Origin of the sequence: Pseudomonas sp. Pseusp88 (assembly GCF_047303955.1) — a bacterium.
Classification (GTDB): domain Bacteria; phylum Pseudomonadota; class Gammaproteobacteria; order Pseudomonadales; family Pseudomonadaceae; genus Aquipseudomonas.
The window spans coordinates 1-22,519 of the sequence record NZ_JBGLYM010000012.1 but is presented as its reverse complement, the minus strand read 5'-3'; the positions used below and the strand labels follow the sequence as shown (position 1 = coordinate 22,519).

The window sequence follows — 22,519 nt, the reverse complement described above, 5'->3', positions numbered from 1 at the left end:
AGACAAGGAGTTACCCATGAAACACAGCTACCGCTTCCTCCTCGGCGCCGATGAAGAAATCGGCTATATCGAATCCGAAGGCGCCATGCCCCACCTGCAAAAAGGTGTGCGCATCGATCTCGAGTCGGACGAATACCACCGCACGCGCAAGACCCATTTCGAGATTCAGGATATTTCCGTGATCCTGCACCAGATCGGCGGCCAGGTGGTGCGCAATGAAATACGCCTGCATTGCACTGAGGTGGAGGGGATGGCCGAGTGAGGCAGCCAGGATTCGGTAAAAAAACGACGAACGGATACCGGCCATCTGCCTTTTCGCGCAAACAGCGGCAGGTTTGACCTCGGTCAAACCTGCATCTTCGGCCGATGCTCAACTGGTCACATCAACCCGATAAGTTCGGATGACGTTCATCGGGAATCGTGGATTTGCGGTAGCCCTCGATGGCCTTTGGGCGCAAAGTTTCGCTCGTTGTTTTTTCATGCCGAATCTCGGTGAAACACAACTCACTTACGGAGATGCTCGCTCATGCTTATCCAGATAGAAGAAGGTACTCACGGTGCCAATTGGGTAGTGATGCTGGACAGTTACCCGGTGAAATGCAGCAGCTGGCATGAAGCCAGGGACTTTGCAGACAAGATGAAGTCCCGGCTCGATGCGCCCCACAAGCTCCCCGACAACGTGAGTACGACCGCCAGGGCGGAACGACCGGCGTTGATGAATCAATAACGCGACTACCCATCAGTACACAACCATCCGGGTTGGAATGAGACCCTGTAGGAGCCGGCTTGCTGGCGATGGCGTGATGTCAGGCAATAAATTCGTCGCCTGTAATACCGCTATCGCCAGCAAGCCGGCTCCTACGAAATCCATTACAAATCACATCGCTGGAAAACTCCCCATCTGCATGAACGCCCCGAACCAGTCCTCCAGGTGCCAGGTGCGGGTGACGCGTTCGCCATCCAGTTCATGAAATTCATGGATGCTGAAACTGATCTGCTTGCCGGTGGGCGCTATCCCCATCAGGACGCCCTGATGCGTACCGCGAATCTCTGCGCGTACGGCAATACGACCAGGTAGCTGCAACAGGTCATGGACAATGATCTGCACATCGGGCATCGCCAGAACGAACTCGCGAATGATCGGCTTGATGCCTTCTGGGCCCGGTCCCTGCCCCGGTGCCAGGGGAATATCGTCCCAGTCGACGGTTACTGCCAGATCAACCAGATCAGGATTCTGCTCATTGAAGGCGCGGTAAAGGGTTTCCACCGCCTTGCGTTCGCGCGCTAGACGCTGGGTATCAAGGGTGTTCGAAGACATATCGCTCATGCTGGCCTCTGCTGTGCCGGGAATTAGTGACCCACAGCTTGCAGAAACCACCTAATATCCGTCCAACAAATGACGGGTATATAGCGATATATGAATTATGGATTTCAAAGGCCTGGATCTTAATCTGCTCGCGGCATTCGATGCCTTGATGCTCGAACGTAACGTCACCCGTGCCGCGGCCCGGGTCGGAGTCAGCCAACCGGCCATGAGTGCAGCGCTGGGTCGTTTGCGCACGCTATTCACTGACCCTTTGTTCCTGCGCAGTGCCGAAGGGCTGCTGCCCACGGCCAGGGCGCGGGAAATGGCCGAACCGGTGGCCGCCGCACTAAATACCATTGAAACGGCGCTGCTGGCCCGGCCGCACTTCGACCCGGCCCAGACTACTACCACCTTCAATCTGGGAATGACCGACTACCCGGCCCATGTCCTGCTCCCGCAACTGATTCAAGCCGTGGGCGCACACGCGCCCGGCATCACCCTCAACGTGCACGGTTTCAACGGTCGCGACAGTGCCATCGAAATGCTTGATGCCGGCAGCATCGACATGGCCATCGGCATCCTGCCCACCCAGACCGAGAGTCGCATCCTGAGCCGCCCTCTGCTGCGCGACGAGTTCGTCACCCTGCTACGTCACGATCATCCGTCAGCGGGCTGCGGGATGGATCTGGAGACCTTTCTCAGCCTGCCCCATGTACTCGTCTCGCCGGAGGGCGACCGCTATGGGGTGGTCGATCAGGCCCTGGCGCAAATCGGCCGACAGCGCCGTATCACCCTGACCCTTGCGCATATGTTCGCCGCGCCGACGCTGGTGGCCCACAGCGATCATGTGGCTACGCTGATGAAACGCGTGGTATTGAACTGCGCCGAGCGACCAGGACTGAAGCTATTCACACCCCCTGTGGCGCTGCCGGTCATCGAGTTTCACCTGCTCTGGCATCGCCGCAATGCCGGCCATCAGGCTCAGCAGTGGTTACGTGAACGGGTGATCGAAGTTGCCCACGGGCTTAAATGAGAAGCTTTCACAAGATTTTCACCTGACGGCACTTAAGGTGAACCTACTCCTTGAAATAAATCCCACCTTGGCCCGTTCACACTGCGGGCCTCTTTTTTGCCCGGTGAAAAGTGCGCCAGATGCAAGAACCCGCCGAAGCGGGTTCTATAGTGGTCAACGGGAGAAAGGGTTGGCGGGTTATTCACCGTCGCCGGACAGGCCAGTCACTGCGGTCTGGGAGGCTGCGCTCTTGTTGGCGAAACTATCGACGACGACAGGCCTCTGGGTCAGTTCGGCCAGGCGATCACTGCCTGTGCCCCGCACCGTCGAGCTGCTCCAGCTGGACGCTACCGTCGCCAGCCAGGCAAAGAAAAATACCGTTACAGCCTGCATGGCCCACTTTGCAATCACCGACATGATGGTTCTCCCCGTTCGGTTTCCATGCGCGGATCTAAACACCTGACTGTTGCAATAGGATGGCAGCCGCGACCCGCTGCGACGTGCGTCCTGAATTGAAGTCTAGATGGTAAAGAAAACGGCGTAGGAGAGAATTTCAAGCGGTTGTTGCAATGAAGGGACTTTTGCACGGAGCACGAAATGTGGGAGCGGATTCATCCGCGAAGAGGCAGATACAGGCGCTAGAGATTTAGCGTTTGAAATACCGCTTTCGCGAATGAATTCGCTCCCACAGTTCGCTCCTACCAGGGCAAGCCTGGCAGGAGCAGATGTATCAGGTGATCGGCGCCGGATTGAACAGGGTGATGTCGTTATGCAGGCGATAGTGCTCGGTCCAGGTTTTCTTCTTGCCGCTGGCCACGTCCAGATAGAAGTGGAACAGCTCCCAGCCCAGGTCCTCGATGCTGGCACGACCGGTAGCGATGCGCCCGGCGTCGATATCGATCAGGTCCGGCCAGCGGTGAGCCAGCTCGGTACGGGTCGATACCTTGACCACCGGCGACATGGCCAGGCCGTAAGGCGTGCCACGCCCCGTAGTGAACACATGCAGGTTCATCCCGGCCGCCAGTTGCAGCGTACCGCAGACGAAGTCACTGGCCGGTGTCGCGCAGAAAATCAGGCCTTTGCGGTTCACCCGCTCGCCAGGGCCGAGTACGCCGTTGATGGCGCTGCTGCCGGACTTGACGATGGACCCCAGGGACTTCTCGACAATGTTCGACAGACCGCCCTTCTTGTTACCCGGCGTGGTGTTGGCGCTGCGATCCGCTTCGCCTTTGGCCAGGTAACGGTCGTACCAGTCCATTTCCCGCACAAGTTCTTCGGCGACGGTCTTGGTTTCGGCACGGGAGGTCAGCAGGTAGATGGCGTCCCGCACTTCCGTCACTTCCGAGAACATCACGGTGGCGCCGGCACGCAGCAGCAGGTCCGAGGCATAGCCCAGGGCCGGGTTGGCGGTGATGCCGGAGAAGGCATCACTGCCGCCGCACTGCATGCCGAGGATCAGCTCGGAGGCCGGAACGGTCTCGCGACGACGCTGGTCGAGTTTCTTCAGGCGAGTCTCGGCCAGTTCCATGATCTGCTCGATCATTTCGTGGAAGCCGTGGCTGGAGTCCTGCAGGCGATACAACCACGGATCGCTCAGATCCACCGAGGCATCGCCTTCGTGCATGACCTGCCCGGCCTGCAACTTCTCGCAGCCCAGGCTGATCACCAGGGCTTCGCCGCCCAGATTCGGGTTGCGTGCCAGATTGCGCACGGTGCGGATCGGGATGTACGCGTCGGTGGCGGTAATGGCCACGCCGCAGCCGTAGCTGTGGGTCAGGGCCACGACGTCATCGACGTTGGGGTATTTGGGCAACAGCTCTTCACGGATGCGCTTGACCGCGAAGTCGAGCACACCGGTGACGCATTGCACGGTAGTGGTAATGCCGAGGATATTGCGCGTGCCGACGGTGCCGTCGGCATTGCGATAACCCTCGAAGGTGTAGCCTTCCAACGGCTCACCCTTGCCCGGCACGTCGGTGGACAGCGGCAGGCTGTCCAGTGCCGGCGCAGTCGGCATGCGCAACAGATCTTCCTTGACCCAACTGCCGCGTGGGATCGGCCGCAGTGCATAACCGATGGTCTGCCCGTAACGAATCACCGGGCCGCCTTCAGGGATGTCTACGATGTTGACCTTGTGGCTTTGCGGCACGTTATCGATGGTCACAACACCATTATCGAACTCAGTACCGGCCGGTACACCCTGGTCGTTGACCACCACAACCACGTTATCCAGCTCATTGAGCAGGATGTAACGCGGCGAATCGGCATGTTGAATCAAGTCCATCACGGTTTTCCTCAGGATTTTGCTTGAGAAAGGTCGCTGTTCAGCGAAGGCCCCTTGCTTGGCGGCTCTTTCAATTCGACACGTTTGATCTCACCCACGATGAACACATAGCTGATCACCGCGACCAGCGCATTGGCGCCGACGAATACCAGGGCCCATTTGAACGAGCCGGTATTGCTGATGATGTAGCCGATGACGATAGGCGTAGTAATCGACGCGATATTACCGAACATGTTGAACAGGCCACCGCTCAAACCGGCAATCTGTTTCGGTGAAGCGTCGGACATTACTGCCCAGCCCAGTGCACCGACACCCTTGCCGAAGAACGCCAGGGCCATGAAGCCGACGACCACCCACTCAACGTCGACGTAGTTACAGGTCACGATGGAAGTGGATAGCAACAGGCCGCCAATGATCGGTGCCTTGCGTGAGAAGGTCAGCGAGTGGCCGCGACGCAGCAGGTAATCGGAAATGACCCCGCCCAGCACCCCACCGATAAAGCCGCAGATGGCTGGCAACGAAGCAATGAAACCCGCCTTGAGGATGGTCATGCCGCGTTCCTGTACCAGGTACACCGGGAACCAGGTCAGGAAGAAGTAAGTGATGCCGTTGATGCAGTACTGGCTCAGGTAGATGCCGAGCATCATGCGGTTGGTCAGCAACTGACGCACGTAGTCCCATTTCGGACCACCGGCAGCGCTTTTGCCCTTGTCCTGGTCCATGTCGACCATACCGCCATTGCTGGCGATGTGCTCAAGCTCTGCAGCATTGATCTTCGGATGGTTGCGCGGGCTATGGATGACTTTCAGCCAGATCAGCGAGAAGACAATACCGACGCCACCCATGACGACGAACACATGCTGCCAGCCGAAGGTGTAGACGATCCAGCCCATGATCGGCGCGAACAGCACCGTGGCGAAGTATTGCGCGGAGTTGAAGATTGCCGATGCAGTGCCGCGTTCGGCTGTCGGGAACCAGGCCGCTACGATACGGGCGTTGCCAGGGAAGGAAGGCGCTTCAGCCAATCCGACCAGGAAGCGCAGCATGAACAGCGCAACGATGGCGGTGGAGAGACCGAATTCACCGACATAGCCTTGCAGCACGGTGAACAGCGACCAGGTAAAAATGCTCAGGGCATAGACTTTCTTCGAACCGAAACGGTCGAGCAGCCAGCCGCCAGGAATCTGGCCGGCCACGTAGGCCCAACCAAATGCAGAGAAGATATAACCGAGAGTGACAGCGTCGATGCCCAGACTTTTTTGCAGGCTGGAACCGGCGATAGCGATGGTGGCACGGTCTGCGTAGTTGATCGTGGTCACTAAGAACAACATGAGCAGGATCAAATAGCGGACGTGGGTCGGCTTGGAATTTTGCATATACGGTGACTCCCACTAATTATTTTTTTGCGCGGGTAGAACAATGTAGGTGTTGCTAACGCTGCTGGCCCCTTAGAGGTTGTCTGATGACAACGCCCTACCTTCAGCGCGGACAGCTGTTGGCGATAAGGTCTGCACCTTATCGCCGGGTGATACGTGGACGGCAAAAAACCGCTGATCACTCAGCGGTCTTGCATCCTGCAACCGCCTTATTGGGCGCCTTGCTTGTCCATCAGTGCGGCGAGCATCTCGTACTCTTCTGCGGTCAGGTCGGTCAGCGGAGTACGCACCGGGCCTGCGTCGTAACCGGCGATTTTCGCGCCTGCCTTGACGATGCTGACGGCGTAGCCGGATTTGCGGTTACGGATGTCCAGGTAGGGCAGGAAGAAGTCGTCGATCATTTTGCCAACGGCAACGTGATCGTCCTTGGCGATGGCGTGGTAGAAGTCCATGGCCAGCTTCGGTACGAAGTTGAATACGGCAGACGAATAGACCGGAACGCCCAGGGCCTTGTAGGCAGCGGCGTAGACTTCAGCGGTCGGCAGGCCACCCAGGTACGAGAAACGATCGCCCAGACGACGGCGGATCGAAACCATCAGCTCGATATCACCCAGGCCGTCTTTGTAGCCGATCAGGTTCGGGCAGCGCTCAGCCAGTTTTTCCAGCAGCGGAGCGGTCAGGCGGCAGACGTTACGGTTGTAGACGATGACGCCGATCTTGACCGATTTGCACACCGCTTCAACGTGAGCGGCTACGCCGTCCTGGCTGGCTTCTGTCAGGTAGTGCGGCAGCAGCAACAGACCTTTGGCGCCCAGGCGCTCGGCTTCCTGTGCGTATTCAATGGCCTGGCGGGTTGCGCCGCCAACACCGGCGAGAATCGGCACGCTGGTCGCGCAGGTGTCGACCGCAGTCTTGATCACTTCGGAGTATTCGCTGGCGGCCAGGGAGAAGAACTCACCGGTGCCGCCTGCTGCGAACAGAGCGCTGGCGCCGTACGGGGCCAGCCACTCGAGACGCTTGATGTAGCCAGCGCGATTGAAATCGCCCTGAGCATTGAAATCGGTAACTGGAAAGGACAGCAAACCAGCAGAGAGGATGGACTTCAGTTCTTGTGGATTCATTATTCGAACACCCTGGAGGAAGCAAAAAAGTGAATGGATCATCGGCCTGCGCTGATGTCGTAAGTCATCGTACAACTAGAAATAAAAACCCTCAACAGGGATTTGCAGGTTTTTTCAAAAGAGGACGGGCGCGGGCGGGTAAGCCCTTGAAAGATCAGGGGTTAGAACAGAAAAAAGCAGATCGGCGGCGTAAAACTGTGTCGGTGGGAGCGGATTCATCCGCGAAGGCGTCGGCACATCCAACATCAATGTCACCTGACAATCCCCCTTCGCGAATGAATTCGCTCCCACAGAATTCACTTGTACGAAAACAGAGGCATTACGAAAAACCGCGACTTATATAACGTCAAGCCTGCTGCGACTCCGCCTCTTCATGGGCATGACGCAGGCGTTCGCGGCTGTTGGTCAGATGCAGGCGCATGGCCGCACGGGCGGCGTCGGAGTCCTGGCGCGCGATGGCGTCGTAGATCTCTTCGTGCTCACGGCTCAGGCGGTTCATATAGCGCTGATGGTCATCATGGGCCAGGCGCGCCGAGTTCACGCGGGTGCGCGGAATGATACTGGTGCCCAGGTGGGTCATGATGTCAGTGAAATAGCGATTGCCCGTGGACAGGGCGATCTGCAGGTGGAACTGGAAGTCAGACGACACCGCATCACTGGCGTGGGACGCGCTTTCGTTCAGCGCATCCAGCGCCTTGCGCATGGCCAGCAGTTGCTCGTCGGTACGCCGTTGCGCCGCAAGGCCCGCCGACTCCACTTCCAGGCTGATGCGCAATTCGAGAATCGCCAGCACATCGCGCAGGGTGACGATGGTCGCCGGGTCGATACGGAAGCCGCTCGGGCTCGGTGTATCGAGCACAAAAGTACCGATACCGTGGCGGGTCTCCACCAGCCCCGAGGCCTGCAAGCGAGAAATCGCTTCGCGCACCACCGTACGGCTGACGCCCTGCTCCTCCATGATTGCCGACTCGGTAGGCAATTTGTCGCCGCGCTTGAGCTGCCCGCTGCGGATACGCTCGGACAGTTCTGTCACCAGCTCCTGCGCAAGGCTGCGGTGCTTTCTACGGGCGCGAGGAAGAGCGCTTTGATTTTCCATATCCAACGTCAATCTCGTGGCAGTGAAAAAGATGAATGATAGCTCAGCGGGTATCTGATCACATGCACTAAAACGACCTGCGACCCCTACGATTACTCACAGAGGCCGCAGATTCAAACCAGTGCCTGCACGTGAGACTGCTCGTGCAACTGACCACCTTCGATGCGCAAATGACGCGAGTGGAAGCGTTTCAGACTGCTGCGATGACCGATGCTGAGCAAGGTCACGCCCGGCAGCTCATCGATCAGGGCCTGATACAGCACCGCTTCGTCTTCTTCATCCATGGCCGACGTCGCTTCGTCCAGGTACAGCCAGCTCGGTGCGTACAGCAGCGCCCGGGCAAAAGCCACGCGCTGTTGCTCGCCCGGCGACAGCAGGCGTTGCCAGTGATTGCCCTCGTCCAGACGCGGGATCAGATGCCCAAGACGACAGGTTTCCAGTAACTGCGCAAAGCGTTCGGCCGGATAGACCTCGGGCGCCTGCGGATAACTCAACACTTCACGCAGGGTGCCAATGGGCAGGTAAGGCCGCTGCGGCAGGAACAGGTAGCGTTCGGCCGGAAGCCGGATCTGGCCCTTGCCGTCGTTCCACAACCCGCCCAAGGCCCGCAGCAACGTACTTTTACCGCTGCCGGAACGGCCACTGAGCATGACCCGGTCACCCGCGGCGATGCTCATGCTGGAGTGATCCAGCAACTGGCGGCCACCGGCCAGCGCGAGGTCGAGGTCCTCGACACGCAGGGCGTTGCCTTCGTGGGCGATCTTGATCGCCGAAACGTGCTGCTCGTTTTCGTCCATGCCCTGACGGAAGCTCAGCAGACGATCACAGGTCGCCCGCCACGAGGCCAGGGTGGTATAGGCGTCGATGAACCAGCTGAAGTTCTCCTGCACGTTGCCGAACGCAGAGTTGATCTGCATGAGGCCACCCAACTCGATCTTGCCGGCAAAGTAGCGCGGCGCAGCGACGACGAAAGCAAAGATAATGGCGATCTGTGAGTAACCGGCGGTGAAGAACGTCAGGCGCTTCTGCACCTTCATGATGGTCCAGAAGTTATTCCAGACCATGCCGAACCGCGCAGTCAGACGCTGGTTTTCATTGGGCTCACCGTCGGACAGGGCAATGCTCTCGGCGTTTTCCCGCACCCGTACCAGACCGAAGCGCAGGTCCGCTTCGTAACGTTCCTGTTGGTTGCTGAGCAAAATCAGACGACGGCCGATCAGGTGCGTCAGCCAACTGCCGACCGCCGCATACAGCAATGCGGCCCAGAACATGTAACCGGGGATGGTGATACCAAACAGCTCGATACTGCCGGACACGCCCCACAGGATGATGGAGAACGACACCAGGCTGACCACGGTGCGAATCAGCCCAAGGGCCAGGCTCAGAGTACTGGTGGTGAACTGATCGAGATCCTGGGACAGACGCTGGTCCGGGTTGTCGGTCGAGCCATTCTTTTCCAGCTGATAGTAGTTCTTGTGGCTCAGCCACTTGGCGAAATGCTGCTCGGTGAGCCAGCGGCGCCAGCGGATGGTGAGCATTTGCGTCAGGTAGAGGCGATACACCGCGCCAAGAATGGCGATGGCGGCAATGCCGCAGAAGTACAGGATCAAGTGGGTGAACGCCGCCAGGTCTTTCTTTTCCAGGGCGTTGTAGAAGTCGCGGTACCAGCTGTTGACCAATACCGAAATCGCCACGCTGAACAGCGACAGCGCGATTACGGCAATCAACAGGACCCAGGCGATGGTCTTTTCTTCGCTGCGCCAGTACGGCGTGACCAGCTTCCAGACCCGGGGAAAAAAGTTGCCTCGCACGGTGTCATTGACCGCGGAGTGTTCGGCATTGGGATTCATGGGCAAGGCTCGGCATCAATTGAACAACAACGCCCGACCAGACAGACCGGGCGCCCTACACAGGCTCATCCATGAAGCTTTTCGTTTACCGGCCCGGTCAACGACGCACCGGACGCTTCTGCAACTTGCGCTGCAGGGTACGCCGGTGCATGCCCAACGCGCGGGCCGTGGCGGAAATATTGCCTTCGTGCTCGGTCAACACACGCTGAATGTGCTCCCATTGCAGGCGGTCCACCGACATCGGGTTTTCCGGCACCAGGGTATCCAGATCGGCGTGCTCGGACAGCAGCGCCGCCAGCACGTCGTCGGCGTCGGCCGGTTTGCACAGGTAGTTGGCCGCGCCACGCTTGATCGCTTCAACCGCCGTGGCAATGCTCGAATAACCGGTCAGGATTACGACGCGCATTTCCGGATCCAGTTCCAACAGCTTGGGCAACAACACCAGGCCAGAGTCGCCCTCCATCTTCAGATCGAGCGCGGCGTACTCGGGCAGATCCTGCTGGGCCAGGGCCAGTCCTTCTTCGGCGGAACCTGCGGTGCTGACCCGGAAACCGCGACGGCTCATGGCTCGCGCCATCACGCGGGTGAACGTCGCGTCGTCATCTACCAGCAGCAAATGGGGCAGTTCTTCGCCTTCAACCTGGATCTCGTCACTCATATTTCGTCTCCTCGGGTGCCATGGGGCAGACGCAGCTCTGTGAGCGTGCCGCCTTCTTCATGACTGTAGAGTTTTACCGAGCCACCGGCGCGGGTCACGCTGGCCTTGCTCAAAAACAGGCCCAGACCGAAGCCTTTGCCCTTGGTGGTATAGAACGGCTTGCCAATCTGTTCGGCAATCGCTGGGGGCACGCCGGGGCCATGATCACGAATACTGACGCAGATTTCCTCGCTATCCCAGTTCAGCATGACTTCCAGGTCTTCGGGGCAGGCATCGGCGGCGTTGTTCAGCAGATTGAGCAAGGCTTGGGTCAGGTCCGGCGGTGGCGCCAGTAGCGGCACGCTGCCCTGGCCCAGTAACTGGAAGCGATAACTGGCCTCGGGCCGCATCAGATGCCAGCGGTTGAGCGACTCGTCCAGCCACTCGGTGACCGGCTGCAGCTTCACGTCCAGGCGGCGGTTGGCTTCGGCGGCGCGGACCAGATGCTGCAAGGTGGTCTTGCACTGTTTGACCTGCTCCTGCAGCACTTCGAGGTCATCCTGCAAGGCCGGGTCCTTGTGGTCCTGGCGCATCTCCTTGAGCAACACGCTCATGGTCGCCAGTGGCGTGCCCAGTTCATGGGCAGCCCCGGCGGCCTGGGTCGCCACGGCCAGCAGTTGTTGATCACGCAAGCCTTCTTCGCGGCGCTCGGCACGCAACTGTTCCTGACGCCGCAGTTCTTCGGCCATTTTCGCGGCGAAGAAGGTAATTACCGCCGCTGCCAGGGCAAAACTCAGCCACATGCCGTAGATCTGCATCTTTTCCCGGGCGATGGGATAGGTCACCAACGGATAGAACTGCGCGAGCAGCAAGGTATAGAGGGCCAGAGCGATACCGGACAGGATCAACGAGTAACGCCAGGGCAGCGTGACGGCAGCGATGGTCAGGGGTACCAGGTAATAGGAGACGAAGGGGTTGGTCGAACCGCCGGAAAAATACAGCAGCGCGCTGTGGATATACAGGTCGCAGGCCAGCTGTACGGCGTATTCCAGCTCGGTCACCGGCCATGACGCGCCCAGGCGCACGGCGGTCAGGGCACACAGGACCATGGAGCAGCCGAGGGTGATTGCCAGTTGCAGCCAGGGCAACGGCAGCAGGTCGAACAGCCAGGCAAAACCCACCGAGCCCGCTTGGGCACCTAAAACCAGGGTACGTATGAATGTCAGGCGCCAAAGGTTCTGGCGCGTGGCTGAAAGCAATTGAACGGGGGCGAGCATGAGCTCTCCTGATGAGTGCTCCAGGCGAATCGCGCGAGTATACCCAATGCGTCATCAAATACAGTGAAACTGCGTCAAAGCACCGCAGCAGGGTGTTAAATCAAGTCCCTGAATTGCTTGGCCGGAACAAGGTTGGCCATCTACAGTCTGATGGTTTTGTGCCTGTACAGCCTTCGTCCGGGCAGTTCATCAACAAGGAGTTTTCATGTTCAGCCTACGCCCCGCAGCCGCCCTGTTCGCCCTGTCTACCCTGCCCCTGGCCAGCCTTGCAGCCCTGGCGGACGAGCCACGCTATAACCAGGTATCCGTGCGTGCCGAGGCCAGCCAGGAAGTGCCCCGCGACCTGATGCAGGTCACCCTGTACAGCGAGGCCCAGAACAAGGACCCGGCCAAACTGGCCGCACAAATCACCGAGACCCTGAACAAGGCCGTGACCCAGGCCCGTGAGGTCAAAGACGTCACCACGCGCCAGGGCAGCCGCAACAGCACACCGATCTACGACGACAAGAGCCAGAAAATCATCGGCTGGAGCGAACATGCCGAACTGCGCCTGGAAAGCGCTGACTTTGCTGCACTGTCCAAGCTCACCGGCGAATTGCTCACCGACCTGAAGATTGCCGGCATGGAATTCTCGATCTCCAAACCAGCACGCCTGGCCAACGAAGACACCCTGCTCAAGGAGGCCGTGCTCAACTTCAAGAAGCGTGCGCAACTGGTCACCGACGCCATGGGCGGCAATGGCTACAAAGTGATCAACCTGAACCTCAATACCTCGGGTAACCCACAACCCTATATGCGCGCTCCGGTCATGATGAGGAAAGCGGCAATGCTGGATTCCGCCCCGGTACCGGAGGTCGAGGCCGGTACCAGCCAGGTCAATGTCATCGCCGATGGCATGATCGAAGTGCAGATGCCGCAATAACCCGACAAAATCGGCGGCAGCCAGACTGCCGTCGATTTCCACGAATCCCTGCCGACACTTCGCTGCGCGATATATCCGTCTCCCTACACCGCCCCCCTCTCCTGACTGATTTGCATATTGTGCGACAACCGTAAACTCGGGCCTCGCAACACCCCAAGACACTTTTTGCGTGACCACAGCCTGCCATCTGCGAGGCAGGGCATCGTTGCGCCCGAACCCTAGAGGAATCACGGATGAATCCCGATCACAGACACGATACCACCTGCTATACCCGCGCATTGCTGCATCCGGCCAAGCCCGAGATGCTGCGCATGGCCATGCCCTCTGCGCGACTGCACAGCAGCTTCGCCCTTGAGCAGTTGACCGAATTGGCAAGACGCAGCACTGCGCCGCAGTTCGTCATGCTGATGGCGCCGGTCTTCGGCTTCGACCTGCCACCGCGCGTTTATATAAAGCTTCAGCAGTCCCTGTGTGAGGGCACCATTGAGCCGCCCCTGCACCGGATCAGCCACGAGGCCAGCGATCCGGCCGACTACGACAACCGCAGTCGCACCATCAGTATCCACTCCGGGGCTTTTGATCAGTTGCTGCAAGCACCAGAACGCGCCTGGGAGCTGCTGGCGGTGCTGCTGCATGAGTTTGGCCATCATGTGGATAACGTGCTGCGTCAGGACCTGGCCGATGACATCGTTCGTACCGGCGATGCCCAGGGCGAGGAAGGCATGCGCTACGCCCGAGCCATGGCTCGCTGCGCGGCCCCCCACAACGGCGCTGTCTGCATCGCCCGCTACACCCTGGCCGATGCCGATGAGGCCGAAATAGTCGTCGACTGCAGTGAGGCCATGCAGGCCATTGCCCGTTTTCAAGACGGCAGCGGCATGAATGTCAGCGAGAGCGCAAATCACCGGGAAGGCTTTGAGGCTGGCAGCAGTGATGATCAACAGCAAGGCCACTTCAGCCACGAAGTCATTGAGGCTGGCCTGGCAGAGCTGGGCTTTACCGAAGACGAACGCCAAACCGTCTATTTCGGCAACTGGCTGCGTGACTACTCACAGCTGCTCGACCCGAAAATCGTACGCGGCGCCAATATGCCCAAGGACTTCCCGGACGTGCTGTCACGCTCGGCCCTGACCCGGATCGTCGACGTACTGGCAGCGCGCAAATTCAACGCCCTGCGCAAAAACAACTCCGCCGACTTCACCGTGACCGAGGAAAAGCTGGGGGTATATCGCCCCAGCGAGCATGTCGACAACCCGGGGGTCGTCAACCCCAAACCGCAGGATCCCAAGACCCGCGATGCGGATTTCGAGCCCTGGGTGCTTCCCGATGATCCGCTGTTGGAGGTGGTTTACCAGAGCTCGATGAAACGCTATCTGCACAACCCCCTGAAAGTCATGCGCCAGGAACTGGTCCATGCCATGCGTCTGGGCCGTACACCTGAGGGCCTGCAACGACTCGGGGCCGCCCTGCATGTGCTGGAAGACTTGTTCGCCCACTCCAACTTCGTCGAGCTGAGCCTGATCAAGTTGGGTCACAAGGTCCTGCCCTGGACTTCCAAGGCTGACTGCAAACACCAATTTCCGTTGGTGACCGGTACCTTCAGCGGTGCCGACGTAATTGGCAGTCTTGCTTATCCGGTGGCGAAGCTGATTGCACCGGTGGAAACTCCGGACTTCAGCCTGAGAGTCCCCGGCGAGCTCTCCGATAACGAAAAGATGACGCTGATTCTTCTGGACGAGCATCAGAACCCTGAATGGCTTTATGCCTATACGGCGTACCTGGAGTTTCGCGATCTGATGAGCCAGACCTCGGTGGGTAAATACCTGCAGCTCTACTGGAAATTCACTGCACTGCCGTTGCAACAGATTAAAAATGTCTACGGCACGGTTTTCCAGGCCGTATTCAAGATGGTGGGCAACAGCATCGACGATGTTCAGTCACAGTTTGGCGACCCCAACAGCAACGGTTCGACCGACCCGTCTCACTCGCAGCTGGCCAAGGACCATGCCGAACATCCATTCCATGAGTTGGCAGCGAATCTGGCGGGCATGGCCGTCATCAACGTGGTGAAGGCCGTGGTTGATCACTGGAATGGAGTACCCGTGGATGATCCCGTCGCAGTTGCCAGCGCGTACTTTACCCACCCAAACGACAGCCAGTGGCAGGACGAGACGATCGAGCACTGGGCTGCCACTCATCCCGACGCCATCAGACGAGGCGGCTTGAAGAGCGAGCTGGACAAAGTGCATCAGCAACTGCGTGACTCGATAACGGCTGAATTCACCAGACTCGGGAAAGAAGGCATGACCTCCTGGCAATACATCTTCAGCACCCTTCAGGAGCTTTTAGGCATAGGGGGCGTCTTCGAGAAAGACCCTGCCGCCAATAAGGACGGCAAATTCAACACCGAAGACTTTGGTAAGCATGTCATTCAGATCAGTTGATATAACGATTTGATTCTTGTGTGAAAAGTCTCAGCTGCGGCATGCTCGAAAGTCTGCCCGTTCGTCGCCCGCCGACGATTTCCATGCCGCACGCTTGAGGTCAACATGCACACACGCTCCACGACAACAGTGCCGTTCAAACCATTGCTACTGGCCGCAATGCTGGCCTGCGCCCCCTTGGCCCAGGCTGCCGGAACCCTGGTGTACTGCTCGGAAGCCAGCCCGGCCGGCTTTGATCCGAGCCAGTACACCAGCGGTACCGACTTCGATGCCTCGGCAGAAACCGTGTTCAACCGCCTGACCCAGTTCAAGCGTGGCGGCACTGAAGTCGAGCCGGGCCTGGCAACCCGCTGGGAAGTCGCCAGTGATGGCCTGAGCTACACCTTCCATCTGCGCCAGGGCGTTAAATTCCATACCACTGACTACTTCACTCCGAGCCGGGATTTCAACGCCGACGACGTGCTGTTCACCTTCAACCGCCTGCTCGACCCCAACCAGCCGTTCCGCAAGGCCTACCCGTCCGAGTCGCCGTACTTCAACGACATGGACATGAACAGCACGATCAAGAGCGTCGAAAAAATCGACGACCAGACCGTGCGCTTTAACCTGAACAATATCGATGCGGCCTTTATCCAGAACCTGGCCATGAGCTTCGCCTCGATCCAGTCCGCCGAATACACCGACCAGTTGCTCAAACAGGGCAAGGCCGAAGACATCAATCAGAAACCGATCGGCACCGGGCCGTTCGTGTTCAAGCGCTATCAGAAGGATTCGCAGATCCGCTACAGCGCCAACAAGGACTACTGGAAGCCGGAGGACGTCAAACTCGACAACCTGATCTTCTCCATCAACACCGATGCCGCAGTGCGTCTGCAGAAACTCAAGACCGGCGAATGCCAGGTCAGTGGCTATCCACGGCCGCAGGACATAGAACTGGCAGAAAAAGATCCGAACCTTAAAGTGCTCAGCCAGGCTGGCTTTAACCTGGGCTTCCTGGCTTATAACGTGACACACGCGCCACTGGACCAACTCAAGGTACGTCAGGCCCTGGATATGGCGATCGACAAGCCCGCCATCATCAAGGCGGTGTACCAGAGTGCCGGGCAACTGGCCGAAAACGCCCTGCCGCCGGGTCAGTGGAGCTATGACCCGAGCATCAAGGACGCGCCCTACAACCCCGACAAGGCCAGGGCCCTGCTCAAGGAAGCCGGTGTAACGCCGGGCACGCAGATCAATCTGTGGGCCATGACAGTGCAGCGCGCGTCCAATCCCAATGCACGGATGTCGGCGCAGATGATCCAGTCGGACTGGGCCAAGGTCGGCATCAAGGCCAATATCGTCAGTTATGAATGGGGCGAGTACATCAAGCGCGCCAAGGCCGGCGAGCATGACGTGATGATCTACGGCTGGACCGGTGACAACGGTGACCCGGACAACTGGCTCGGTGTGCTCTACAGCTGCGCAGCGGTCAAGGGCAGCAATTACGCCAAATGGTGCGACCCGGCTTACGACAAGCTGGTGCAACAGGCCCGCCTGACGTCCAATCGCGACGAGCGCATCAAGCTTTATCAACAGGCCCAGCACATCCTCAAGGATCAGGTGCCGATCACCCCGATCGCCAACTCCAGGGTCTTCCAGCCGATGCGCAAGGAAGTCCAGGACTTCAAGATCAGTCCCTTCGGCCTGACGCCTTTTTATGGGGTCAGCCTGGGTAAATAATCTGAGCCATAGGGACTGTGTTTTCGCAGCGCGGGCCGCGCTGAAACGACGACAGTTCCTATCAGATTAAGTAACACCCGCGCTCTGCGCGGGTGCATTTCCCACATTTTCTCGCGCCACAACAGTGCGAGAAACATTCCTGATTCCGACGCGCAAACGTTTAAATGCGCCGAAAATTATACTTTTGCGACATTCGTGTACGCTCGTGCCACTCTTTGGGCCTTCCTTGACGTCAATATCTTGCTTTGGGTATGCCCCCTGCATAAGTATCGGCAGGATCGGCTCACAAGGCCCTCCCTCTAATTCAAAAAAACACAACAACTGAGGCCACCATGCTTAAAAAAGCGGTCATCCCGTTTGTACTCAGCGCAGGTCTGCTCGCTGGTGCACCATTCGCCCAGGCGGCATCCAACCTGGTGTTCTGCTCTGAAGGCAGCCCGGCCGGTTTCGACCCAGGCCAATACACCACCGGCACCGACTTCGACGCTGCGGCTGAAACCATTTTCAACCGTCTTAGCCAGTTCGAACGTGGCGGCACCGCAGTTATTCCGGGCCTGGCTACCAGCTGGGACGTCAGCCCTGACGGCCTGACCTACGTGTTCCATCTGCGTGAAGGCGTCAAGTTCCACACCACGCCTTACTTCAAGCCGACTCGTAATTTCAATGCCGATGACGTGCTGTTCACGTTCAATCGCATGATCAACAAAGACGATCCGTTCCGTAAGGCGTATCCGACCGAGTTCCCGTACTTCACCGACATGGCGATGGACACCAACATCACCAAGATCGACAAGGTTGACGACCACACGGTCAAATTCACCCTGGCGACCGTCGATGCGGCCTTCATTCAGAACCTGGCGATGAGCTTTGCGTCCATTCAGTCCGCTGAATACGCCGCCCAACTGCTCAAGCAAGGCAAGCCTGAAGACATCAACCAGAAGCCGATCGGCACTGGCCCGTTCGTATTCAAGAGCTACCAGAAAGATTCCAACATCCGTTACACCGGCAACAAGGACTACTGGAAGCCTGAAGACGTCAAGATCGATAACCTGATCTTCGCCATCACCACCGACGCATCGGTGCGTGCGCAGAAGCTCAAGAAAGGCGAATGCCAGATCACTGCCTATCCGCGCCCGGCCGACCTGGCCCCGCTCAAGGCGGATAAAGAATTGAAGATGCCTGACCAGGCCGGCTTCAACCTGGGCTACATCGCCTACAACGTGATGCCGCAAATCAAGGGCGAAGACAAACCGAACCCGTTGGCCAAACTCGAAGTGCGTCAGGCACTGGACATGGCCGTCGACAAGAAAGCCATCATTGATGCCGTGTATCAGGGCGCAGGCCAGCTGGCAGTAAATGCCATGCCACCAACCCAGTGGTCCTACGACACCACCATCAAGGATGCGCCGTATGACGTCGCCAAGGCCAAGGAGCTGCTGAAGAAGGCAGGCGTGGCTGAAGGCACCGAAATCACCCTCTGGGCGATGCCGGTTCAGCGTCCATACAACCCTAACGCCAAGCTGATGGCCGAGATGCTCCAGAACGACTGGAAGAAGATCGGTATCAACGCCAAGATCGTTTCCTATGAGTGGGGCGAATACATCAAGCGCGCCAAGAACGGTGAAAACGGCGCGATGCTGATTGGCTGGAGCGGCGACAACGGTGACCCGGACAACTGGTTGGGTACCCTGTTCGGTTGTGACGCGGTCAACGGTAACAACTTCGCCAAATGGTGTGACAAGCCGTTCGACACGCTGATCCACCAGGCCAAGGAAACCACTGACCAGGCCAAGCGTACCGAGCTGTACAAACAGGCCCAGCACCTGCTCAAGGCTGCCGTGCCGATGACGCCTATCGCCCACTCCACGGTTTATCAACCGATGAGTGTCAAAGTACAGGACTTCAAGATCAGCCCGTTCGGCTTGAACTCCTTCTACGGTGTAAGCGTCAAGTAAGACTGCGGCAACTGCGCTGTTTATACAGCGCAGTTGCTTTTTGTCTTGTCAGGGAAATTCCACTCTGCATCCAGAAAGTGATTGCAAAAAGCAATCACCTACATAGCGCGCGGAAGTTTCCTACATACTTACCAATACTCTGACTATCTACTGTACTGCCCGACGGATATCCCTTCGAGGGCAACTGCGCTTGTCATGGCAGTTCTAACCGTGCAATCGAGAATACTTCCGGACCGAAGGCCATTCCATGCCTGTATACCGGCATGTTGCGCGTGAAAGATCATTATCGAAGGAACAGGAAAACCATGCATAACAAACTCGCCATTTCATCGCTGATGGGGCTGACCCTGTTGGCTCAAACTCCCATTGGTCAGGCCGCCAGCAATCTGGTGTTCTGCGCCGAAGGCAGCCCGGCAGGCTTTGATATCGCCCAATACACCTCCGGCACCGACAACGACGCCGCCGAACCCATCTATAACCGCCTGACCGAGTTCGAAGCGGGCGGTACCGCCGTGGTTCCAGCCCTGGCCACGCGCTGGGAGGTCTCCCCGGACGGCCTCACCTACACCTTTCACTTGCGTGAGGGTGTGAAGTTTCACAGCAATAAGACATTTACCGCCAGTCGCAACTTTAATGCCGACGACGTGCTGTTTACTTTTAATCGCATGCTTGATAAGACACACCCATTTCGTGTCGCTTATCCGACAGAATTTCCCTACTTCACCAGTATGGGCCTGGACCAGAACATCAAGTCCGTCGAAAAGATCGACCCGCTGACCGTGGTCTTTACCCTGAATAAAGTAGATGCGGCGTTTGTCCAGAATATCGCGATGAACTTCGCTTCTATTCTATCCGCCGAATACGCCGAGCAATTGATGGCATCGGGCAATGTCCGCGATATCAATATGCAACCAATTGGTACCGGTCCGTTTGTCTTCCAGCGTTATCAGAAAGATGCGCAGATTCGCTATAAGGGCAACAAGGACTTCTGGGCTCCCGAGCGCGTGAAGATCGACCAGTTGATCTTCTCCATCAATACCGACGCCTCGGTGCGTATCCAGAAACTGCGCAAGAACGAATGCCAGGTCACCCTCAACCCACGCCCTGCCGACCTGCCCGCCCTCAAGGCCGACAAGCAGCTGCAGGTGATGGAGCAGGCCGGTTTCAACCTCGGCTACATCGCCTACAACGTGCGCAAGACACCACTGAATAACCTGCAGGTACGCCAGGCCCTGGACATGGCAGTGGACAAAAAAGCCATCGTCAATGCGGTGTATCAGGGCGCAGGTCAACTGGCCACCAATGGCATGCCGCCGACCCAGTGGTCCTACGACGACAGCATCAAGGACGCCCCCTACAACCCGGACAAGGCCCGGCAGATGCTGCGCGACGCGGGTGTCAGGGAAGGGACGGAACTGACCCTGTGGGCCATGCCCGTGCAGCGCCCCTACAACCCCAACGCCAAGCTGATGGCCGAAATGCTCCAGTCCGACTGGGCCAAGGTCGGCATCAAGACGCGCATCGTCAGCTACGAATGGGGCGAGTACCTCAAGCGCACCAAGAACGGCGAACACGATATTGCCCTGATCGGCTGGACCGGTGACAACGGAGACCCCGACAACTGGCTGGGCACTCTGTACAGCTGCGCCTCGATTGGCGGCAACAACGCGTCCATGTGGTGCGACGAAAAATACGACGCCCTGATCAATGCCGCCGTCGCCACCAGCGACCGCACCGAACGCAGCGAGCTGTATCGCCAGGCGCAGCACCATCTCAAGCAGCAAGTACCGAACACACCCATTGCCCACTCGACGGTCAGCCAGCCGCTGCGGGCCAGTGTGCAGGGCTTCCATGTCAGCCCGTTCGGCCGCAACAACTTTTCCGGCGTCAGCCTCGCCGAGTGATCAGCGTTACACAACGACTGATCCAAACCGTGCAAAGCAGGGCCACAAGCCCTGCTTCAACAAAGCCAGACCACTAAAACTGGCGTTTTATAAAAGCAGTAAGGGAGCTTCAAATAGTGAAAACCGTGAGTAAAACAATACTGGCACTGTCCATCGGCGCCTTCGCCGTCGCAGCCCAGGCCGAGGAAATCAGCCAAGCGTTCGTCCCGACTACCGTCAGCACGGACAACGCCCAGGCCGATGCCAAAGGCTTTATCGAAGATTCGCACCTGACAGGTTCGACCCGCAACTGGTACGCCAACGAACTGGCCCGTCGCGACACCAGCTTCTCCTACAGGAAAGGCGGTGACACCCCGACGCCAACTTCGCGCCGGATCAACTGGGTCGAAGGCAGCATTCTTAACTACACCTCGGGTTTCACCCAAGGCACCGTAGGTTTCGCCACGGAGCTGGCGGTCTACAACGCCGTTGCCCTGGACCGTGACCGCAAGGACATGGCCGGTGGTTCCAACCGTACCCTGACCGAAAACAACGGCGACGCCGTCGGCCAGTGGAGCAAGCTGGGCCTGGGCAATATCAAGGCCCGCGTGTCCAACACCACCCTCACCGCCGGGCGCCAGTCGGTCAACACACCAGTGATCGCCTATATCGGCAACCGCGCGCTGCCGTCGAGCTTCCAGGGTTTCAGCCTCAAAAGCGACGAGCTGAGCAACCTGTCGTTCCAGGCCGGCAGCTTCGACCGCGTTTCGCCGCGTACCGAGCAGAGCCTGAGCAAGTTCCGCTCCGAATACGCCAGCACCCGCGCTTTCGCTGACCGTATCGATATGTTCGGCATGGACTACAAGCCATCCGCCGCCCTGACCACCAGCTTCTATGCCTCCAATGTCGAAGACTTCTGGAAGCAGTACTACTTCGCCTTCACCCACGATATCGGCAACACCGATACCATGGCCCTGAGCACCAACCTGAATTACTACAAGACCAAGGATTCCGGGGAGCGCAAGCTCGGCCCGATCGACAACGACACCTACAGCCTGTCGTTCACTGGCACCCACCAGGCCCACAGCCTGACCCTGGCGTACCAGCAAGTCATCGGCGACGAGTACTTCGACTACGCCCACGAAACCAATGCGATCTTCCTGGCCAACTCCCTGCTCTCGGACTTCAACGGCCCGAACGAGAAGTCGCTGCAGATCGGCTACGTGCTGAACATGGCCGACTACGGCGTGCCAGGTCTCAAATTCAACGTCTACAAGGCCCGCGGCTGGGGCATCGACGGTACCCATTACAAGGGCACCGCCTACGACGTGAAGAACATGGACGGTGAACATCACTACGAATACGGGGTCGGTACTTCGTACACGATGCAAAGCGGCCCGCTCAAGGCCTCGACCATCCGCGCCACCTACACCACCCACCGTGCCAGCGAGTTCCAGGCCGATGGCAACCTGAATGAACTGCGGGTCGTGACGACGATTCCTTTCAATATTCTGTAATTGTTTGATGTGGACCGGGGTAAACCCGGGTGCCCCGATTAACCGCGGCAGCCCGTGACACACTAAAGAAGTCCTGTTTTTAAAGGCTGGGTATTTTTTTGAAAATGACTGACTAAGCGA

18 protein-coding genes are annotated in these 22,519 nt (G+C 58.5%); 9 read left to right on the top strand and 9 right to left on the bottom strand.

The window, feature by feature from the left end; translation table 11 throughout:
• The first annotated feature begins 16 nt into the window (after window positions 1-16).
• Both ACCD02_RS16655 and ACCD02_RS16650 read left to right on the top strand, forming a co-directional pair.
• Window positions 17-262: a hypothetical protein gene (locus tag ACCD02_RS16655; protein ID WP_413303862.1), complete on the top strand. Its 246-nt coding sequence runs from the start codon at window positions 17-19 to the stop codon at window positions 260-262.
• A 264-nt stretch (window positions 263-526) separates the two neighbouring features.
• Window positions 527-727 carry a hypothetical protein gene (locus ACCD02_RS16650; protein ID WP_413303859.1) on the top strand — a complete coding sequence of 67 codons (201 nt, stop codon included), beginning with the start codon at window positions 527-529 and terminating at the stop codon, window positions 725-727.
• A gap of 150 nt (window positions 728-877) precedes the next feature.
• Here the strand turns inward: ACCD02_RS16650 and ACCD02_RS16645 are convergent, their stop codons facing one another.
• Window positions 878-1,327, bottom strand: a complete 450-nt coding sequence (locus tag ACCD02_RS16645) for an ester cyclase (RefSeq protein ID WP_413303856.1) — start codon at window positions 1,325-1,327, stop codon at window positions 878-880.
• Window positions 1,328-1,424: 97 nt separating this feature from the next.
• Here ACCD02_RS16645 and ACCD02_RS16640 point away from each other — a divergent pair, with 97 nt between their 5' ends.
• Window positions 1,425-2,339, top strand: coding sequence for a LysR family transcriptional regulator (locus ACCD02_RS16640; protein WP_413303854.1), 915 nt, complete (start codon window positions 1,425-1,427; stop codon window positions 2,337-2,339).
• 177 nt (window positions 2,340-2,516) lie between these two features.
• Here the strand turns inward: ACCD02_RS16640 and ACCD02_RS16635 are convergent, their stop codons facing one another.
• From ACCD02_RS16635 to ACCD02_RS16600, 8 genes are all read right to left on the bottom strand, one after another.
• Entirely contained in the window at window positions 2,517-2,735 is a 219-nt protein-coding gene (locus ACCD02_RS16635; protein ID WP_413303851.1) for a hypothetical protein, read from the bottom strand.
• A 313-nt stretch (window positions 2,736-3,048) separates the two neighbouring features.
• Window positions 3,049-4,602: a galactarate dehydratase gene (gene garD, locus ACCD02_RS16630; protein WP_413303849.1), complete on the bottom strand. Its 1,554-nt coding sequence runs from the start codon at window positions 4,600-4,602 to the stop codon at window positions 3,049-3,051.
• 11 nt (window positions 4,603-4,613) lie between these two features.
• Window positions 4,614-5,978, bottom strand: coding sequence for an MFS transporter (locus tag ACCD02_RS16625; RefSeq protein WP_259106484.1), 1,365 nt, complete (start codon window positions 5,976-5,978; stop codon window positions 4,614-4,616).
• A 209-nt stretch (window positions 5,979-6,187) separates the two neighbouring features.
• Entirely contained in the window at window positions 6,188-7,099 is a 912-nt protein-coding gene (kdgD, locus tag ACCD02_RS16620; RefSeq protein WP_413303846.1) for a 5-dehydro-4-deoxyglucarate dehydratase, read from the bottom strand.
• Between the two features lie 346 nt (window positions 7,100-7,445).
• Entirely contained in the window at window positions 7,446-8,195 is a 750-nt protein-coding gene (locus tag ACCD02_RS16615) for a FadR/GntR family transcriptional regulator (protein ID WP_413303843.1), read from the bottom strand.
• A 113-nt stretch (window positions 8,196-8,308) separates the two neighbouring features.
• Window positions 8,309-10,045, bottom strand: a complete 1,737-nt coding sequence (locus ACCD02_RS16610) for an ABC transporter ATP-binding protein/permease (RefSeq protein WP_413303842.1) — start codon at window positions 10,043-10,045, stop codon at window positions 8,309-8,311.
• 97 nt (window positions 10,046-10,142) lie between these two features.
• A complete protein-coding gene (locus tag ACCD02_RS16605) occupies window positions 10,143-10,703 on the bottom strand; it encodes a response regulator transcription factor (protein WP_413303841.1) in 561 nt (186 codons plus the stop codon).
• On the bottom strand, window positions 10,700-11,959 hold the full coding sequence (locus ACCD02_RS16600; RefSeq protein ID WP_413303838.1) for an ATP-binding protein: 1,260 nt from the start codon (window positions 11,957-11,959) through the stop codon (window positions 10,700-10,702). The genes ACCD02_RS16605 and ACCD02_RS16600 overlap by 4 nt, the downstream gene beginning before the upstream one ends.
• Window positions 11,960-12,164: 205 nt before the next feature.
• Between ACCD02_RS16600 and ACCD02_RS16595 the strand changes: the two genes are divergently transcribed.
• From ACCD02_RS16595 to ACCD02_RS16570, 6 genes are all read left to right on the top strand, one after another.
• Window positions 12,165-12,881, top strand: a complete 717-nt coding sequence (locus tag ACCD02_RS16595; protein WP_413303835.1) for an SIMPL domain-containing protein — start codon at window positions 12,165-12,167, stop codon at window positions 12,879-12,881.
• A 233-nt stretch (window positions 12,882-13,114) separates the two neighbouring features.
• On the top strand, window positions 13,115-15,325 hold the full coding sequence (locus ACCD02_RS16590; protein WP_413303833.1) for an HET-C-related protein: 2,211 nt from the start codon (window positions 13,115-13,117) through the stop codon (window positions 15,323-15,325).
• Between the two features lie 105 nt (window positions 15,326-15,430).
• Window positions 15,431-17,044 (top strand): ABC transporter substrate-binding protein, encoded by a 1,614-nt coding sequence (locus ACCD02_RS16585; protein ID WP_413303830.1) that lies wholly within the window; start codon window positions 15,431-15,433, stop codon window positions 17,042-17,044.
• A 332-nt stretch (window positions 17,045-17,376) separates the two neighbouring features.
• Window positions 17,377-18,999: an ABC transporter substrate-binding protein gene (locus tag ACCD02_RS16580; RefSeq protein ID WP_413303827.1), complete on the top strand. Its 1,623-nt coding sequence runs from the start codon at window positions 17,377-17,379 to the stop codon at window positions 18,997-18,999.
• 305 nt (window positions 19,000-19,304) lie between these two features.
• The gene (locus ACCD02_RS16575) at window positions 19,305-20,903 is read left to right on the top strand and encodes an ABC transporter substrate-binding protein (RefSeq protein WP_413303824.1); all 1,599 of its coding nucleotides are present in this window, start codon (window positions 19,305-19,307) and stop codon (window positions 20,901-20,903) included.
• 116 nt (window positions 20,904-21,019) lie between these two features.
• The gene (locus ACCD02_RS16570; RefSeq protein ID WP_413303821.1) at window positions 21,020-22,399 is read left to right on the top strand and encodes an OprD family porin; all 1,380 of its coding nucleotides are present in this window, start codon (window positions 21,020-21,022) and stop codon (window positions 22,397-22,399) included.
• The last annotated feature ends 120 nt before the right edge of the window (window positions 22,400-22,519 follow it).